Source organism: Pedococcus sp. (assembly GCF_036554925.1).
Taxonomy (GTDB): Bacteria; Actinomycetota; Actinomycetes; order Actinomycetales; family Dermatophilaceae; genus Pedococcus_A.
The window spans coordinates 1-16819 of the sequence record NZ_DATBMI010000114.1 but is presented as its reverse complement, the minus strand read 5'-3'; the positions used below and the strand labels follow the sequence as shown (position 1 = coordinate 16819).

At 71.5% G+C, this 16819-nt stretch carries 16 protein-coding genes and 2 tRNA genes; 11 read left to right on the top strand and 7 right to left on the bottom strand.

What is annotated here, in order from left to right:
• The 5 genes from VIB11_RS09560 to VIB11_RS09540 all read left to right on the top strand — a co-directional run.
• A partial coding sequence (locus tag VIB11_RS09560; protein WP_332030654.1) for a DNA gyrase C-terminal beta-propeller domain-containing protein occupies positions 1 to 1687 on the top strand: 1687 nt, incomplete at its 5' end.
• 167 nt (positions 1688 to 1854) lie between these two features.
• Complete coding sequence (locus VIB11_RS09555; RefSeq protein WP_332030652.1) at positions 1855 to 2208, top strand: DUF3566 domain-containing protein; 354 nt, start codon at positions 1855 to 1857, stop codon at positions 2206 to 2208.
• A gap of 176 nt (positions 2209 to 2384) precedes the next feature.
• Positions 2385 to 2461: transfer RNA gene (locus VIB11_RS09550), tRNA-Ile, on the top strand.
• A gap of 45 nt (positions 2462 to 2506) precedes the next feature.
• The gene (locus tag VIB11_RS09545) at positions 2507 to 2632 is read left to right on the top strand and encodes a DLW-39 family protein (protein ID WP_332030650.1); all 126 of its coding nucleotides are present in this window, start codon (positions 2507 to 2509) and stop codon (positions 2630 to 2632) included.
• A 52-nt stretch (positions 2633 to 2684) separates the two neighbouring features.
• Positions 2685 to 2760: transfer RNA gene (locus VIB11_RS09540), tRNA-Ala, on the top strand.
• Between the two features lie 199 nt (positions 2761 to 2959).
• On the opposite strand, the gene VIB11_RS09535 is transcribed toward VIB11_RS09540, so the two are convergent.
• The gene (locus VIB11_RS09535) at positions 2960 to 4510 is read right to left on the bottom strand and encodes an Ig-like domain-containing protein (RefSeq protein ID WP_332030648.1); all 1551 of its coding nucleotides are present in this window, start codon (positions 4508 to 4510) and stop codon (positions 2960 to 2962) included.
• A gap of 579 nt (positions 4511 to 5089) precedes the next feature.
• Between VIB11_RS09535 and VIB11_RS09530 the strand changes: the two genes are divergently transcribed.
• The 3 genes from VIB11_RS09530 (at position 5090) to VIB11_RS09520 (ending at position 8076) form a co-directional block, all read left to right on the top strand.
• Positions 5090 to 5872, top strand: a complete 783-nt coding sequence (locus VIB11_RS09530) for a CPBP family intramembrane glutamic endopeptidase (protein ID WP_332030646.1) — start codon at positions 5090 to 5092, stop codon at positions 5870 to 5872.
• 140 nt (positions 5873 to 6012) lie between these two features.
• The gene (locus tag VIB11_RS09525) at positions 6013 to 6636 is read left to right on the top strand and encodes an antibiotic biosynthesis monooxygenase (protein ID WP_332030644.1); all 624 of its coding nucleotides are present in this window, start codon (positions 6013 to 6015) and stop codon (positions 6634 to 6636) included.
• A gap of 159 nt (positions 6637 to 6795) precedes the next feature.
• Positions 6796 to 8076, top strand: a complete 1281-nt coding sequence (locus VIB11_RS09520) for an adenylate/guanylate cyclase domain-containing protein (RefSeq protein WP_332030642.1) — start codon at positions 6796 to 6798, stop codon at positions 8074 to 8076.
• Between the two features lie 76 nt (positions 8077 to 8152).
• Here VIB11_RS09520 and VIB11_RS09515 read toward each other — a convergent pair whose 3' ends face one another.
• Complete coding sequence (locus VIB11_RS09515) at positions 8153 to 9124, bottom strand: NAD(P)-dependent alcohol dehydrogenase (RefSeq protein ID WP_332030640.1); 972 nt, start codon at positions 9122 to 9124, stop codon at positions 8153 to 8155.
• A gap of 108 nt (positions 9125 to 9232) precedes the next feature.
• Here VIB11_RS09515 and VIB11_RS09510 point away from each other — a divergent pair, with 108 nt between their 5' ends.
• Complete coding sequence (locus VIB11_RS09510; RefSeq protein WP_332030639.1) at positions 9233 to 9913, top strand: TetR/AcrR family transcriptional regulator C-terminal domain-containing protein; 681 nt, start codon at positions 9233 to 9235, stop codon at positions 9911 to 9913.
• A 37-nt stretch (positions 9914 to 9950) separates the two neighbouring features.
• Here the strand turns inward: VIB11_RS09510 and VIB11_RS09505 are convergent, their stop codons facing one another.
• Complete coding sequence (locus VIB11_RS09505) at positions 9951 to 10406, bottom strand: MarR family transcriptional regulator (RefSeq protein ID WP_332030637.1); 456 nt, start codon at positions 10404 to 10406, stop codon at positions 9951 to 9953.
• Between the two features lie 70 nt (positions 10407 to 10476).
• Here VIB11_RS09505 and VIB11_RS09500 point away from each other — a divergent pair, with 70 nt between their 5' ends.
• Both VIB11_RS09500 and VIB11_RS09495 read left to right on the top strand, forming a co-directional pair.
• Positions 10477 to 11691, top strand: coding sequence for an FAD-dependent monooxygenase (locus tag VIB11_RS09500; protein WP_332030635.1), 1215 nt, complete (start codon positions 10477 to 10479; stop codon positions 11689 to 11691).
• A gap of 98 nt (positions 11692 to 11789) precedes the next feature.
• Complete coding sequence (locus VIB11_RS09495; protein ID WP_332030633.1) at positions 11790 to 15122, top strand: response regulator; 3333 nt, start codon at positions 11790 to 11792, stop codon at positions 15120 to 15122.
• Here VIB11_RS09495 and VIB11_RS09490 read toward each other — a convergent pair.
• From VIB11_RS09490 to VIB11_RS09475, 4 genes are all read right to left on the bottom strand, one after another.
• The gene (locus VIB11_RS09490) at positions 15119 to 15622 is read right to left on the bottom strand and encodes a hypothetical protein (protein WP_332030631.1); all 504 of its coding nucleotides are present in this window, start codon (positions 15620 to 15622) and stop codon (positions 15119 to 15121) included. The genes VIB11_RS09495 and VIB11_RS09490 overlap by 4 nt on opposite strands.
• A gap of 78 nt (positions 15623 to 15700) precedes the next feature.
• Positions 15701 to 16048: a hypothetical protein gene (locus tag VIB11_RS09485; protein ID WP_332030629.1), complete on the bottom strand. Its 348-nt coding sequence runs from the start codon at positions 16046 to 16048 to the stop codon at positions 15701 to 15703.
• Between the two features lie 56 nt (positions 16049 to 16104).
• Positions 16105 to 16509 (bottom strand): four-helix bundle copper-binding protein, encoded by a 405-nt coding sequence (locus VIB11_RS09480; RefSeq protein ID WP_332030627.1) that lies wholly within the window; start codon positions 16507 to 16509, stop codon positions 16105 to 16107.
• Between the two features lie 106 nt (positions 16510 to 16615).
• Positions 16616 to 16819 (bottom strand): LGFP repeat-containing protein (locus VIB11_RS09475; RefSeq protein ID WP_414695800.1); only part of this gene is annotated, 204 nt, incomplete at its 5' end.

Sequence of the window (16819 nt, the reverse complement as noted above, 5' to 3'; positions counted from 1 at the left end):
GCAGACCAACTTCGGCGCCAACATGCTGGCCCTGGTCGACGGCGTGCCGCGCACCCTGCCGCTCGACGCCTTCATCCGCCACTGGGTGGAGCACCAGATCGAGGTCATCGTCCGGCGCACGACCTTCCGCCTGCGCAAGGCCGAGGCCGACATCCACATCCTGCGCGGCCTGCTCAAGGCGCTCGACGCGCTCGACGAGGTCATCGCGCTGATCCGCCGCTCCCCCACGGTCGACGAGGCCAAGGCCGGCCTGATCGACCTGTTGGAGATCGACGAGGTCCAGGCCATGGCGATCCTCAACATGCAGCTGCGCCGCCTGGCCGCCCTCGAGCGCCAGAAGATCATCGACGACCACGACCGCCTCGAGGCGCTGATCAAGGACTACGAGGACATCCTGGCCAAGCCCGAGCGGCAGCGGACCATCGTGTCCGACGAGCTCGCGGAGATCGTCGAGAAGTTCGGTGACGAGCGGCGCTCGACGATCGAGCTCTTCGACGGCGACATGTCGATGGAGGACCTCATCCCCGAGGAGGACGTGGTCGTCACCATCACCCGCGGCGGCTACGCCAAGCGCACCCGGGTCGACGCCTACCGCAGCCAGGGTCGGGGCGGGAAGGGTGTCCGGGGCACGCAGCTGCGCGGCGACGACATGGTCGAGCACTTCTTCACGACCACCTCACACCACTGGCTGCTGTTCTTCACCAACCTCGGGCGGGTCTACCGGGCCAAGGCGTACGAGCTGCCCGACGCCGGCCGCGACGCCAAGGGCCAGCACGTGGCCAACCTGCTGGCGTTCCAGCCGGAGGAGCGCATCGCCCAGGTCCTCGACATCCGCGACTACGACCAGGCGCCCTACCTCGTCCTGGCGACCCGCAACGGCCTGGTGAAGAAGACGCGGTTGGCGGACTACGACTCCCCCCGCAGCGGCGGCCTCATCGCCGTGAACCTGCGTGACGGTGACGAGCTGGTGGCGGCCGACCTCGCCTCCCCCAGCGACGACCTGCTGCTGGTCTCGCGCAACGGGCAGTCGGCGCGGTTCCACGCCGACGACGAGACCCTGCGCCCGATGGGCCGGGCGACCAGCGGCGTGACCGGCATGCGGTTCCGTGACTCCGACGCGCTGCTCTCGCTCAGCGTCATCGAGGACGGCACCGACCCCGACGTCTTCGTGGTGTTCGAGAACGGCCTGGCCAAGCGCACGGCCGTCTCGGAGTGGAGCGTGAAGGGCCGCGGCATCCTCGGTGTGGCCGTCGCCAAGATCACCGAGAAGAACGGCGTGGTCGTCGGCGCACTCACGGTCGACGAGGACGACGAGGTGCTCGCCATCATGGGCAAGGGCAACATCGTGCGCTCCAGCGTGTCCGGGGTCACCCGGCGCGGCCGCAACACCCAGGGCATGCGCTTCGTCACGCCGGCCAAGGGCGACGTCGTGGTCGCCGTGGCGCGCAGCGTGGAGCGCGCCGTCGACGAGGCCGTCGACGGGCCGGACGCCGCCTCGAGCGCGGGGCAGGCTGACGGGCCCGCCGGGCAGCCCGGGGGTCTCGCCCAGAGCGCCGATGAGGCACAGGCGGGCGTCGATGCCGTACCGTCGGAGGCGACGGACCAGCCGGCCGAGGCTGTCGAGGCGCCCGAGGGGGCCGCGACGGAGGACACCGGCGAGAGCGACAGCCCCGGAGGTAATGAGTGAGCACGGCCCGCCCGACAAGCACGTCGGCACGCCCGCAGGGCCCGGGTCCAGGCCCCCGCCCGGGGCAGGGCGCCCAGCCGGCGTCGACCCGTCCGAACCCCACCCAGGGACGTCCCGCCGGCGGCGGAGCACCCAGCGGCCAGGGCGCGGCAGCCCGCAGCCGCCGGGTGAAGCTGACGGTCTCGCGCATCGACCCGTGGTCGGCGATGAAGATGTCGTTCCTGATCTCGGTGGCCCTCGGCATCGCCGGCGTCGTGATGGTCGCGGTGCTGTGGATGATCCTCTCCGGCATGGGGGTCTTCTCGGAGGTCAACCGCCTGGTGGGGACGATCCTGCAGGACAGCGAGAACCCCTTCGACCTGATGGACTTCCTCGGCTTCGGCCGCGTGCTGTCCCTCTCGATCGTCATCGGGGTCATCGACGTCATCCTCCTGACCGCCCTGTCGACGCTCGGGGCGTTCCTCTACAACATCTGCTCCGCCCTGGTCGGCGGCCTGCAGCTCACCCTGACCGACGACTGACGGCGACGCCGGGCCCGCCTCCGAGCGGTGCCCGCGCGGCATACGGACTGCTGCTGGTGGCCCCCTCCTCCCGCTCGGGAGGCAGGGGGCGCAGCCGTTTTGGTCCTCCGTATGCCGGTGAGGTAACCTCATGCGTCGCAGCCCCCTTGCGGGGGGTGCGAGCGGTGATTGGTCACGGGCCTATAGCTCAGACGGTTAGAGCGCTTCCCTGATAAGGAAGAGGCCACAGGTTCAAGTCCTGTTAGGCCCACCAATCCCGATCCGCGGTTCCAGGCCAGCGCACCGGACGGAGAGTCCCATGGGGAAGAAGCTCCTGCTGCTGCTCGCGACGGCCCTCGGCGCGGCCGCAGTCCAGAAGAAGCTCAAGGCCCAGCAGGCCGAGCGCGACCTCTGGCACGAGGCGACCGACCAGCCGACCAACTGAATCGACTGCCCAGGACTGACACCCACCCTCAGGCCCCGGGACGTCACCCTTCGGGGCCATGGCGCAATTGGTAGCGCACCTGCTTTGCAAGCAGGGGGTTAGGGGTTCGAGTCCCCTTGGCTCCACCACAGGTCACAGGCCCTTTCCTCTCATCGGAGAGGGCCTTTTCCGTCCCCTGATTCCAGCAAAGTACGGCACCAGTGCTCACTGGGAGGCCTCCCCGAAGTGCTAGAGAGCCTCCGGGTCGTTGGCCGCGGGCCCCTGGGAGTAGACGTCCCTCGTCAGGGCCGAGGGGCCTGCAGGTGCTGCCAGGAGCCCGGGCTCTCGCTACCGCACACGGATCGTGGTGATGGGCGAGGTCGAGGTGCTGTACCCGGGCGCTCCGGTGTACCGCGCGGTGAACCGGTGCGGACCCTTCCCGGTCGCGAGCCAGACGATGCGGGCAGTCCCGTCGCTGCTGAGGCCCGCCGTTCCGGCCGGCCGGTCGCCGTCGTGGAGGATGACCATGCCGTTGGCAGGCACCCCGTCGGCTTTGACTGTCACCTTGAACGTCACGGTCTTGCCCGCCCGAACCCCGGTCGTCGACGCGGTGAGCCGCGTGCGCGTCGTTCTCGAGACCGGCGCGGGCACGCTGAGCTCGGCCGCACCCGTGCTGGACGCGTAGATCGGGCTGCCGCGGTACGTGGCGGTGACGGAGTGCGTTCCCTGCGGCAGCCTCGCCGAGGCGGAGCCGGTCCCGGACGGGTCGAGGGTGGCGCTGCCCAGGAGAGTCGGGCCCTCACTGAAGTCAACGTGACCGGTGGCCGGACCGGCTGTACCGGTCACCTGGGCCGTCATCGTGACGTACCCGGCCTCGTTCAGCCCCAGGGTGAGCGCGGTCGAGGACGCTGCGAGCGGGGTGGCGGTGTAGCGGACCCGGCCCCGCAGCCCGTGCGGTTTGCCGTCGCAGTACTGGGTGAAGCTCGCGTCCAACCGGGACAGAGTGCCAGCGGGCGTGGTGGCGATCGCGGACACGGTCAGCGTCCCGGTCACAGCACTGCAGCCCCTTCCGTCGCCGGAGACAGCGAGCCTGGCCCGCCCTGCGGTGCTGGAGAGGGGGTGTTGGACGTTGGTGTAGGTCCCCGGGGCAAGACTCTGCCCGGGCGGTGCCCCCACCTCGACGGTCCACAGGGGCGCGTCGACGTGGCCCGGCCGCACCGACACGGTCACCTTCTGGGCGGTGCCAGTGGCAATGACGGAGGCGGAGGGCGGTGCATGACCGATGCTGGCTCCGAGCCCGATGTAGTCCCCGTGCACGCTGCTGAACCACAACGATGAGGCGCCGGCGGCGACGCGTTGCTCGGTGCGCGCGGACGTGACGGTCCCCTGCCGGGCGGCAAGACCGTGAATTCCGGTGGTCAGCCTGTCGGTCACCAGGCGGGCAAGGCCGGCGCCGTCCGGGCTGGCCTGCCCGATGACGGCCTCCCCGTCGATGAAGGTCACGGGTCCTGCGCCCGCCCTTCCGCGGGCGGTGAGCGTGACTGGCTGCCCTTGGACGGAGTCCGGGGCAGAGCTGGTGAGCACCAAGGGCGAGGAGGTCGGTGCGGCGACCTTCAGGGTCCCGGTCAGTGCCGGGCTCAGGTCCTCGCAGTACTGCGTGAAGTCCGCGTCCAGCGCGATCACCCGCCCTGAGGTGTCGGTGGACAACGTGTTGACCGTGAAGTGGCCTGTCACCGGTGCGCAGCCGCGGCCGCTGCTCGTGACCCACAGCCCGGGGCCGGTCGTGTTGTCGCCCGAGCGAACGGCATTCTCGTAGACACCGGTCGTGAGCTGCTTGCCCTCCGGCGCGGTCAGCATGACCATCCAGTACTCGTCGCCGGCGTCCACGTTCACGGTCACCCACCCGGTACTGCCCCGGACGGTGAATGCGGCGGCGGGTGGCGCGAGTCTTCCGCTCTGCCCCTGCCCGGTGAACTCACCCGGCTGGCTGTCATAGGCCAGGTAGGTCTCTGTGAGCACCGCCGCATGCGCGGGGTGACCCAGCGCGGACAGCAAAGCCAAGGGTGCGGACAACACCACGACGGCCGACAGGGCCAACCATCCCCGAGTACGCCTCATCGCTCTCCCCTGCGTTCAGCGCCGCGACGACCCCCCGGGCGCTCCGTCGGCGTTGGAAATGCACATTAGGCCTGCGAGATGCGTGACTGCCATACGCGGCAGCTGATTTCGCTCTTTCGCCGTATTCGGAGTCCTGCATCCGCTCTAGTCCACGGCGGCGGCCGGCTGGGCTCGAGTCGGCACGCCCGGGGGCGCGTCCAAGGGTCGCGGACGGTCGTTCGCGGTCGTCGAGGTGGGTGCCGGCCACCAGATCCCCACAGTGGGCTATGGCGAAGGACCGGCCAGGGGGGCAGCGTGTCGACTCAGACGGCGACGAGCACGAGTCGTCGAGAGTGGGCGCCAGGACGGATCATGGGTAGCTTGACCGAGGTCGTCAGGAGGCATCCCGTCGCCGTCTTCGTCGTCCTGGCGTATGCGTTGTCGTGGACGCTCGTCCCGTTCGGCGGCCTCCTCGGCTGTGGTCCGTTCCTGGCTGCACTGGTCGTGCTGGGGATACTGGAAGGTCGCTCGGGTATGCGGTCGCTGGCCCGGCGCATGGTGCAGTGGCGGGTCGGCTGGGGGTGGTACGCCGCAGCGGTTCTGCTGCCCTCGGGCGTCGCCGCGCTGGCAGCTGTCCTGACGGTGGCACTCGGTGCTCCGGAGCCGACGGGCGGTCAGCTCGCGTCCTGGACGGAGATCCCGTTCACCTTCGTCCTGGTCCTCCTCGTCCCGCTGTTCGGTCCATGGGAGGAGCCGGGGTTCCGCGGGTTCGCCCTCTCGAGACTCGCCGAGCAGCACTCGTCCCTGGCAGCCGCTCTCCTCGTGGGTGCGATCCACGTCGGTTTCCACGTCCCGCTGTTCTTCACCGGCGACATCCCGCCCTCCGATGCCGTCTTCGTCATGGCGGCCAGCGTGGTCTTCGCGTGGCTGGTGGTCGGCAGCGGGGGGAGCGTCCTGGTTGCCATGGTGATGCACGCCGCGAACAACGCGGTCTCCGGCGAGTTCGTCTCGCCCCTCTTCGCTGGCGCTGACGGCGAGCGCCTGGGGTGGATCAGGGCGCTCCTGTGGTGTCTGGTCGCGCTGCTCGTGGTTCCTCTCGCAGGGAGGAGGTTCAGGGCCGGTCCGCCGGCGGAGACACACGTGCCGCCGCCAGCGCCGAGCTGAGACGTCCGCACCGCCGGTCCGGGCGCGCCAGGTGTCACTCGAGGCGTCCCATATGTCCCTTGCCCCCGTCAGGACCGAGGAGGACGGTGGGAGTCGACGGCAGCGCCGTCGGGGTGCTGCCCCGAGCGAAGGAGCCCCTCGTGTACGCACGCACCACCACGATCCAGGCGGACCGCTCCAAGATTGCCGACGGCATCGCGCACGTCCGCGACCAGGTCCTCCCTCAGGTCACCGCGATGGACGGATGCGTCGGGATGTCGCTGCTCGTGGACCGCGAGACCGGCCGCTGCATCGCGACGACGGCATGGGAGTCCGAGGCGGCCATGCAGGCCAGTGCGGAGCCCGTCAGGCCGGTGCGCGACCGGGCGGAGCAGGCCATGGGCACCAGCTCGAGCGCTGTGGAGCAGTGGGAGGTCGCCGTCGTGCACCGCGACCACGCCATGCCCGAAGGGTCCTGCGCGCGTGTGACCTGGCTGAGCGGCGACCCCGGCCTGGCCGACCGTGGTCCCGACATCTTCAAGCTGGCCGTCCTCCCGAGGCTCCAGGAGTTCGAGGGCTTCTGCAGTGCCAGCCTGATGGTCAGTCGTGACACGGGCCGGATCGTCGGCACCGTCACCTTCGAGACCCGCGCCCAGCTCGAAGCCACACGCCAGGCCGTGGCGGCCATCCGCGAGCGTGCCAGCCAGGAGATGAGGGCGACCGTCGACGACGTGGCCGAGATGGAAGTGGCGCTCGCGCACCTGCACCTGCCCGAGCTGGTGTGACCGACTCGGCTGACTGACGGTCGGCGGGTCACGGCCCCTCCTGGACGTGGGAGGGGCCTTCGTCGTGCGGCGAGGCCGGGCCGAGCGGGGCCGCGGGCTCCGCAGCGCGGTCGGCCTGCTGCTGGTTCCACCGAGCTGCCCGCCCCTAGCATCGTGGGCGTGGCCGAGCCGGAGGTCCTCCAGGGTGCGCTTCCGCAGGGGAGCAGACGGTCGATCCTGCGCCTGCTGGACCGGTTGTCCGACCTCGGTGCCAGGGCCGAGCAGGGCCACGACGAGCGGGTCCGCTCCGGGACGTTGATCTTCGCGTCCCTGGTCATCGCGGTGGTGTCCTTCGTCTGGGTGGTCACCTACTTCGCGTACGGCTATCCGCTCTCCGCGGCGATTCCGCTCGCCTACCAGCTGCTGACGGCGGTCGGGCTTGCCGTGCTGGCACGGACACGACGGTTCGACATCTTCCGCACCACGCAGTTCGTGGCCTTCCTCGTGCTGCCCGCCCTGCTGCAGGTCTCCCTCGGCGGCTTCGTCGCGTCGAGCGGGATGGTCCTCTGGGCCGTCTTCACCCCGCTCGCGGCTCTCGCACTCCTCGGCCTGCGCCGCTCGGTCGGTTGGCTGCTGGCGTTCTTTGCACTGCTCATCGCCCTGGCTCTGCTCGACCCGCGTCTCTCGCAGAGCCCGTCAACGCTCCCGACGGGCTTCGTCATCACGTTCTTCGTCCTCAACGTCATGGGCGTGACCCTGTGCACGTACATGATGCTGGGGTACTTCGTCGAGCAGCAGGACCGGGCCCGCCGGGCGCTCGAGGCCGAACGAGAGCGATCGGAGCGACTCCTGCTCAACGTCCTCCCGGAGCCGATCGCCAGGCGGCTCAAGGAGAAGACCGGGGTGATCGCCGAGCACTACGACGCGGTGACGGTGCTCTTCGCCGACCTGGTGGGTTTCACCGAGCAGTCGTCGGTCATGGCTCCGGCTGAGCTCGTCGCCCTGCTCGACCGCATCTTCTCCGCGTTCGACCGCCTCGCCGACGCAGAGGGGCTGGAGAAGATCAAGACGATCGGTGACGCGTACATGGCGGCGGCCGGTCTCCCGGAGGAGCGGCAGGACCACCTCGAGGCGGTCGCGCGGACGGCGCTCGCGATGCGGGACGAGATCGCGGGCATGGCCGCGGCGAGCGGGCAGGGCTGGCTCGCTGTCCGGGTCGGTATCGACACGGGCCCGGCGGTCGCCGGGGTCATCGGCAAGCGCAAGTTCATCTACGACCTGTGGGGCGACACCGTGAACACGGCCAGCCGGATGGAGTCCCACGGGCTGGCGGGGGAGATCCAGGTCACCGAGCGTGTCGCGGCCGCGTTGGGTCCGGCGTTCTCCCTGAGGGCACGCGGGACGATCGAGGTGAAGGGCAAGGGGCCCATGGCGACGTTCCTGCTGGACGGCGTGACCTAGCCGCGGGCCCTCCGCACCCCCGCCCGGACGGTCAGGCCACCCGCACGACGACCTTGCCGCGCGTGGACCCGGACGGTCAGGCCACCTGCACGACGACCTTGCCGCGCGTGTGGCCGGCCTCGAGGTGGTGCAGGGCCTTCGCAGCCGCGTCGAGGTCGAAGGTGCGGTCGATCGCCGGTCGGAAGGCGCCACGGTCCGCGAGGTCGGCCAGCGTCACCAGGTCGGCCGAGTTCTCGCGCGAGAAGAGCATGGCGAGCCGGTGGCGGACGAACGGTGAGAGCGCGACCGCCCCGAGCTGGCGCTGCATGCCACCGGTCCACCGGTCGCCTCCCTCGCCCCCGACGATCACGAGGGTCCCGGTCGGCGTGAGCAGCCTGCGCAGCCGCCTGACGGGACGGTTCCCGGCGATGTCCAGGACGAGGTCGTACTCGTGAGCACGTTCGGCGAGGTCGGAGCGCGTGTAGTCGACGACGTGGTCAGCGCCGAGGCTGCGGACGAGGTCCACCTTGGTCGTGCTGCACACACCCGTCACCTCGGCCCCGAAGGCCTTGGCGAGCTGCACGGCATACGAGCCCACGCCGCCGGAGGCGCCGATGACGAGAACCCTCTGCCCGGGCGCCACCCTCCCGGCGTTCCGCAGGGCCTGGAGAGCGGTGAGGGCCGAGACCGGGACGGCGGCCGCCTGCTCGAACGACAGGCTGGCCGGCTTGGCCGCGAGCCGGTCCTGGGGGGCGCGGGTGAGCTCGGCGAGCGACCCGTGACCAGTGCCGTACACCGCATCCCCCACCGCGAACCGGGTGACCCCCTCGCCCACCGCCTCGACGGTGCCGGCGAGGTCGCGCCCCGGGATCGGCTGCCGGGGGCCGCGCAGGCCGACGACGAGACGCATGACCAGCGGGAGCCCCGTCATCAGGTGCACCGTCCCGCGGTCGATGCCCGCGGCGCGCACCCTGACCAGGACCTCGCCCTTGCGCGGTACGGGCACCGGCACCTCACGGAGCTCGAGGGTCTCTGTCCCGCCGTAGCGCTTCTGGATCACTGCCTTCATGGCGACCTGCTCTACCTTACGTTGTAAGTCCATGGTCCCGACTGTAGCCTTACACCGTAAGCCTGACAAGAGCGTGTCTGCTGAAGGTCCGACGAAAGGAAGCGTCACGTGGCCGAACGACCACAGCCAGCCGGGTCCCGTCCCCCGCTCACCCGCGACGGCGTCCTGCGCGCAGCGGTCGAGCTCGCCGACCGGGAGGGCATGGCCGCACTCACGATGCGGTCGCTGGCGCGACATCTCGGCGTCGAGGCGATGTCGCTCTACCACCACGTCGCGAACAAGGACGCCCTGCTCGATGGCATGGTCGACCGGGTGTTCGCCGAGATGCACCGGCCCCGGGTCGGTGGCGACTGGGCCGCCGAGATGCGTCTGCGGTCGGTCTCCGGGCGGCAGGCCCTCACCGGGCACCGCTGGGCCATCGGGCTGATGGACTCGCGGAGCGCGCCGGGCGCCGAGACCCTCCGCCACCACGACGCCGTCATCGGGTGCCTGCGCGCCGGCGGGTTCTCCCTGCCGATGGCCGCGCACGCCTTCGCCGTGCTCGACGCCCACCTCTACGGCTTCGTGCTGCAGGAGCTCAGCCTCCCGTTCCGCGACTCCGAGGATCTCGGCGACCTGGCCGACCAGATCCTCGGCGGCATGCCGGCGGACGCCCTGCCGCACTTCACCGAGCTCGCCGTGGAACACGCCCTCCGGCCGGGGTACGCGTTCGGCGACGAGTTCGAGTACGGCCTCGACCTCATCCTCGAGGGGCTGGAACGCCGCCGCGCGGAGGGGCAGGAGGGTTAGGTCGGGCACGCCCCGGGTGCGCGCTCCACCGGCCCACTCAGGAGCGCAGGCGGCTGCGGTGGCGGTCGGTCAGCTCCGTGATCTCCCTCAGGTGGCGCACCATCGACGCGAGCTCGTCAGCGGAGAACCTGCCGAGGAGCGCCGTTCCGTCGACAACCAGCGGACCGTAGAAGGACCCTGTGCGCTCGCGGCCCTCCTCAGTCATCTCGACCAGCACCCTGCGCCGGTCCTCGACGCTGCGTGTGCGACGCACGAAGCCCTTCCGCTCGAGCCGGTCGACCATCGCTGTCGTCGCCGCCGATGAGAGCCCCGTGGCCTCGCTCAGCTCACTCGGGGAGCGCGCCTCGTCGACGAGCCAGTCGAGACAGCGCAGGTCGGCAGGGTTGAGCCCCAGCTGTCGGCCGACCTCGTCGTCGAACGCCTGGGTGCTGCGCTGGTAGGCCTGCATGGCCGCGCCCAGCTCGGCCGCCAGCCGTTGACGAGAAGCAGCCATCAGCATATCCTTCGAATATCGAATAATCCCAAAATCGAGATACACCAAAGGTGTGGAAAAGAGTACCGAGATGAGGGCAGTCGTCGTCGGAGGAGGCGTGGCAGGTCCTGTCGCGGCCCTGGCTCTGCAACGGATCGGCGTCGACGTGGTCGTGCACGAGTCGCATCCCCTGACCGACGGCGAGCGCGGCTCGTGGTTCACGGTCACGCCCAACGGGCTGGACGCCCTCGACGCGGTCGGCGCGCTCCACCTGGCACGCGCGATCGGCCACCCGACCCGGACCAACATCATGCGCAGCGCGACGGGGCACGAGCTCGGACGGCTGCCTCTGGGCGCGCCGCTCCCCGACGGCACGCCAGCCCTGACGATGAAGCGCACCCGACTGGCCGCAGCCCTGGCCCAGGAGTGCTCCCGTCGTGGAATCGAGGTCCGGTACGCCTCCGGCCTGACGGCCGCGGAGCCCACCGCGTCGGGCACGGTGAGAGCGAGTTTCGCCGGCGGCCTCGCCCGGGAGGCCGACCTGCTGGTGGGCGCGGATGGTGTCCACTCGACGACCCGGCGGCTGATCGACCCCGGCGCCCCCGCCGGACGCTACGTCGGCCTCGTCAACTTCGGCGGCTTCACCCCCGGCGGCGCCGGGAGCCTGAGCGACCTCGAGGCGGAGCCTGCGGCGTGGCACTTCGTCTTCGGTCGCCGAGCCTTCTTCGGCTGGCACGCCACGCCTTCCGGCGACGTCGTCTGGTTCGCGAACGAGCCCCGCGCCCAGGTAGGTCCCGACGAGCGCACGAGGACCACAGAGCCGGAGTGGCGCGCCCGCCTGGCCGAGCTGTTCGCGGGCGACGCGGGGCCGGCGGCGGAGCTGATCCGCAACGGCGTTCTCGAGCTTGCTGGCGACAACACCCATGACCTCGCCCATGTCCCGAGCTGGCACCGCGGGCCGATGATCGTCATCGGTGACGCGGCGCACGCGCCGGCCCCATCCTCGGGCCAGGGCGCCTCGATCGCCATGGAGGACGGGGTCGTCCTCGCCCAGGCCCTGCGCGACTCACCGGACGTGCCGAGCGCCTTCGCGACCTACGAGGGACTGCGACGGGCTCGGGTGGAGAGGATCGTCGCCGCGGGCGCGCGCAGCAGCAGCTCCAAGGCGCCCCGACCCCTGTTCCGCCCACTGCGTGATGCGGCCCTTCGGCTGGCCTTCCGCCACGTGGTCACCGAGCCGAAGCTCGCCTGGATGTACGACCACCGGATCCACTGGGAGAAGACCCTCGTGCCGGGAGCCCGCTGACCCGCCCGGCGACCAGCGGGCCCGGACAAATGGTGCCAACCGGCGTCCCATGCGCGAGGATCGGTGCGTACGCGTGGGGCCGTGGGAGGGGGGCCGGCATGACCGACCGGCGCCAGCTGAGCGAGTGGATCGTCCGTGCGACCCCGGACGGACTGTGGGTCTTCGACTCCGAGGGCCGCACGCTGTTCGCCAACGACCGGCTCGCCGAGATGCTCGGCCGCACGCCGCAGGAGATGGCCGGCCTCTCGGTGTTCGACTGCCTCGACGAGATGGGTGGCGGCCAGTTCCGCCAGCACCTTGCCGAGCTCGACGGCGCCGGCGAGTCGGGGCACAACCTCGAGTGCAGCCTGCTCCGCAGCAACGGGGAGCGCTTCTCGGCGCTCGTGAGCCACACCCCGCTGCGCGACGACGCGGGCGAGCACCGCGGCTGGCTCCACCGCGTCAGCGAGTTCACCCAGCAGCGCCGCCTGCTCGACCAGCTCCAACAGCGCGAGCAGCAGCTCGCCGAGGCGCAGGCCATCGCGCGGGTGGGGAGCTGGGAGTGGGACATCGAGACCGACCGGGTGACGTGGTCCGACGAGCTCTACCGCATCTACGGCATGGACCCGAGCGAGCTCGAGGCGTCCTACGAGGGCTTCATCGCCGGGCTCCACCCCGACGACCGCGAGCTGGTGGGGTCCAGGGTGGGCGAGGCGATGGCCGGCGCCGACGGCTTCGAGTGGGACGCCCGCATCATCCGCCGCAACGGCACCGTGGCGTGGATCCGCGGGAGAGGTCTGGTCACCCGCGCCGAGGACGGGCGGCCGGTGCGTATGGGCGGCACGGCCCAGGACATCACCGAGACGAAGTCCGCCGAGCTCTCCCGGGCCATCGTGCAGTCCATCGCGACCGCCGCCAACGAGGCCACCTCGCTCGAGCAGCTCGTGCCGTTGGTCCTGCGCGAGGTTCCGCGGTACACCAGCTGGTCCCCGGTGGCAGCCTTCCTCACCTCGGGTGGCGGGGAGACCCTGGTCCCCCTCACCGGCTCCCCTGACGCCGCCCCGCTCGCGCGGGAGGCCGTGTATGCCGCGGACCTGGCCACGCGGCACACCGCCGAGGGGTCGGTGTGGGTGGCCGCGCCGGTGCTCCTGGACGGTCGGGTCGTCTGTGTCGTGGTGCTCGACACCCGGGCGGGGGTGGAGCCGACCGAGAGCGAGGTCTCTCTCATCAGCCAGCTCGCGGCGATCCTGTCGAGGGTCGCCGAGCGGGAGCAGGCATCGCGCGAGCTGGCGCGCGCGCGGGACGAGGCGATGAGTGCATCGGTGGCCGCGGAAGCGGCGTCCACCATGAAGTCCGAGTTCCTCGCGACGATGAGCCACGAGATCCGCACCCCGCTCAACGGCGTGATCGGCCTGACCGAGCTCCTCTCGCGCACCGACCTGACCGAGCACCAGCAACGCCTCACCGACGGCATCGACCAGGCCGGTCGCGCGCTCCTCGGCCTCGTCAACAACGTCCTCGACTTCTCCAAGATCGAGGCCGGCCACCTCGACCTCGAGACGGTCGACTTCGACCCCCGCGCCATCGTCGAGCAGGCCGCCAACATCGTGGCCGAGCAGGCCAGGACGAAGGGGCTCGAGCTCGTGGTGTCCTTCGAGCCGGGCCTGCCCCTTGCCGTGCGTGGGGACCCTGTCCGGTTCGGCCAGGTCATCGCCAACCTCGCCTCCAACGCCGTGAAGTTCACCTCTGCGGGCGAGGTCGTCATCCGCGCCCGCCCCGCCGAGCCCCGGCCCACGGGACCGGTGGTGCGGGTGGAGGTGTCCGACACGGGCGTCGGCGTCGCCCCCGAGGCGCAGTCCCGCCTGTTCGACGCCTTCACCCAGGCCGACAGCTCGACCACCCGCGAGTACGGCGGCACCGGCCTGGGCCTCGCCATCTGCCGCCGCATCGTGACCGCGCTGGACGGGCAGATGGGCGTGCAGAGTGAGCCCGGGGTGGGCAGCACCTTCTGGTTCACCGCGTCCTTCGGCCCCGCGTCCGCCGTGCTGCCCTCGCCGGCCCAGGCACCGCTGGCGTCCCTGGCTGGACTGCGGGTCCTGGTCGTCGACGACAACAGCACCAACCGCTTCATCCTGACCGAGCAGCTGGCGACCTGGCGGTTGACCACCGCGGCGGCAGAGTCGGCGGCCGAGGCGACGGCGATGCTCGAGGAGGCCCACCGGCGCGGACGGCCCTTCGACATCGCGCTGCTCGACTACCTGATGCCGGACACCGACGGCCTCCAGCTCGCCCGCCGTCTCCGCGAGGACCCGCGCCACGACCAGGTGCGGCTGGTGCTGCTGACCTCGGCCCTCGGCCCGCTGACGGACGCGGGCACGGTGCTGCCCGTCGACCTCGTCCTCACGAAACCGGTCCTGCCGTCGGTGCTGGGTCCAGCGCTCGCGAGGGTCTTCGCCGCCGACGGCGCGGCGATCGCCGCACCCCGCGATGCCGGGGCCCGGCACGCCACTGATCGGGCGGACGTTCCGGGGGTCGCGACTCCCGGAGGTGCCGTGCCGGAGGACCTCACCGAAGGCGGCGAGCGATCCCTCCCCGGGCAGCCGCGCGGCCGGGTCCTCGTCGTCGAGGACAACCCGGTCAACCAGATGGTCGCCGAGGGGATCCTCGAGAGCCTCGGCTACACCACCACCCTGGCGGCGAACGGCGCCGAGGGCGTCTCTGCCTTCGCCGACGACCCGGGTGGGGTCGTGGCCGTGCTCATGGACTGCCAGATGCCCGTCATGGACGGCTACGACGCCACCCGCGCGATCCGCGAGATGCAGCGCCATGACGTGACGCGGGTACCCGTCATCGCCATGACGGCGTCGGCAGTGACCGGCGAACGTGAGCGCTGCCTCGACGCAGGGATGGACGACTTCCTCACCAAGCCGATCGACATCGCGCTGCTCGAGGCCACCCTGCGGCACTGGGTCGGCAGGTCCGGGGACCCCTCGGCGGAGTTCTCCCAGCCGGACGCCGCGCCGGGCACCACCGCACCGGGCACCAGCGCGCCGGCCGCTCGGGTGCCCTCAACTCCTGCGCCTGGTCCGGGCGGCGGGGTCCTCGACGCGGCGCGCCTCGGCGAACTCCTCGAGCTCGACCCCGACGACCCCTCGCTGCTGCTGCGGTTCATCGACCGGTTCAGCGACAACGCCCGTCAGACCTTGGCCGGTATGCGGGAGGCCCACGGGGCAGGGGACCGCACCGCCCTGGGCCGGCTGGCGCACAGCCTCAAGGGCAGCGCGGCGAACCTCGGTGCCCCGGCCCTGGCCGAGCTCTGCCGGGCGGTCGAGCATGCGAGCGACGACGACCAGCCCCTGCCGCCGGGCACCCTCGACCAGGTCGGGCGTGAGGTGGAACGCGCCGCCGCGGCTCTGGGGCGCTTCGCCGCCGGCCTTCGACCCGGGAGCTAGCCGCCGCCGGTCAGCTCGAGGGGCACGGTGCAGTCCAGCCCGACGTTGTTCATCCGCGCCGTGATGACCTCTCCGTCGCCGTCCTCCGGCAGCGCCAGCTGACGGGGTCTGCCCGCCTGGAGCGACGCGGCATACGACTCCCTCGCCCCCACCAGCCGCTCCCAGTCGTTGAGCCAGGTCTGGAGGGGGAGGTCGCCCGCCACCAGGTCGTACCCGAGGGCACGGATCCGGTCGACCATCAGCAGGACCTCGTCGTTCTGCGCCCGGATCGCCGCGACGCGGTGGGAGACGCCGGCCTCGGGCACCGCGGCCAGGCCGTGCACCGCCTTGCGCATGACGAGGCAGGCGGCGTTCGCGGTGCGCACGACCGTCGGCTGGTCGACCACCTCCGGCCGGTCCTGGGTGGCGAACCGCCACAGCCCGTTCAGGGTCACGGACACGACCGCGAGGGCGAGCAGGACGGAGGCAACCGCCACCCGGTGCCGCCAGCGCCCCGCCATACCTTCATGGTGCGCCCGGCCAGGGAACCGCGTCATCACCTCACGGCGCCGCCCACCGCCCGTGCGGGCGCGCAGGGCTCAGGGGTGCAGCAGCCGGTCGGGCAACGGGGACCACGGACCAGCAGCAGGGTGCTGTCGCTGCACGTCGAGTCGGATGGCGTCCGACGGGAGGTCGGGCCGCGGACGGCGAGGCTCCCGCACCCCGGCGCTGCCGTCGCCGCCTCCGGCGAACAGGCCCACGAAGCGCCTCCCCCGCACCCGGTGGTGCCGGTACACGGCATACACGCGCAGGGAGGACGTCGACGAGGAGCGCATCTGGCGACTCGCCCGCCACACGGCCTCCCCCGGGCTGCCCGCAGGGACGTGGAGGCGGCAGTCCGCGGGCTGGCCGCCGACCGGGCGCATCACGACGTCATAGCTCCTCATGGGCCAAGGGTGCGCTCGCCTCGCCGCGTGGCACAACCCCCACGCTGCGCCGGCCGTCAGAGCGTGGCGATCAGCTCCGTGCAGGCCGCCTGACAGCGCCGGCAGGTCAGCGCGCAGACCTCGCAGTGGAGGTGCATCTCGGCATGCCGTTCGCACGCGTCCGCGCAGGCCCGGCAGATGTCGCGGCAGGCCTCGAGCATGCGACGGACGAGGTCGCCCTCCGAACCGGTGTGCCGGGAGAGGACGCGGACTGTCGCGTCGCAGACATCCGCGCAGTCGAGGTTGGTGCGGATGCACCCGCGCAGGTCGGCCACGGAGGGCTCGACGAGGCAGGCGTCCGCGCAGGCGGTGCACGAGTAGAGGCACTCGAGGCACGCCAGGATGCAGTTCTTGAGAATGGTCTCGTCGGTGTCGCCCACCCCGGTGGGGTGGGTCCGGAGCATCTCGCTCACGACGGTCATGGTGGACCTCCGTCCGGTCGGTGCCCTCCCATTGCGGCACGCGACGGACGGAGAGACCACCGCAGATCGACGTAGGCGACAGATCGGCGCAGACGGGGGCGAACCCTCACGCGGTGATGGTGCCGCCCTCGAACTCGCAGGTGAGTCGGCCACCGGGCGTCTCGACGGTGTCCGTCAGGGGGTAGCCGTAGCGACCGCCGGCCCCGCCCTCGGCCTTCCACTCGTCGAGGACCGCGCCGTGGACCCGGCGAGCCGGACCCGACCCCAGGGCCCAGAGCTCGCCCTTCTGGAAGACCTGGGACTCCCCGCG

Excerpts from the sequence above, each read along its gene's own strand:
- VIB11_RS09545 (WP_332030650.1), top strand. The coding sequence starts at position 2,507 with ATGGGGAAGAAGCTCCTGCTGCTGCTCGCGACGGCCCTCGGCGCGGCC.
- VIB11_RS09515 (WP_332030640.1), bottom strand. The coding sequence starts at position 9,124 with ATGAAGGCAGTGATCCAGAAGCGCTACGGCGGGACAGAGACCCTCGAG.
- VIB11_RS09505 (WP_332030637.1), bottom strand. The coding sequence starts at position 10,406 with ATGGCTGCTTCTCGTCAACGGCTGGCGGCCGAGCTGGGCGCGGCCATG.
- VIB11_RS09500 (WP_332030635.1), top strand. The coding sequence starts at position 10,477 with ATGAGGGCAGTCGTCGTCGGAGGAGGCGTGGCAGGTCCTGTCGCGGCC.
- VIB11_RS09495 (WP_332030633.1), top strand. The coding sequence starts at position 11,790 with ATGACCGACCGGCGCCAGCTGAGCGAGTGGATCGTCCGTGCGACCCCG.
- VIB11_RS09490 (WP_332030631.1), bottom strand. The coding sequence starts at position 15,622 with ATGGCGGGGCGCTGGCGGCACCGGGTGGCGGTTGCCTCCGTCCTGCTC.
- VIB11_RS09485 (WP_332030629.1), bottom strand. The coding sequence starts at position 16,048 with ATGAGGAGCTATGACGTCGTGATGCGCCCGGTCGGCGGCCAGCCCGCG.
- VIB11_RS09480 (WP_332030627.1), bottom strand. The coding sequence starts at position 16,509 with ATGACCGTCGTGAGCGAGATGCTCCGGACCCACCCCACCGGGGTGGGC.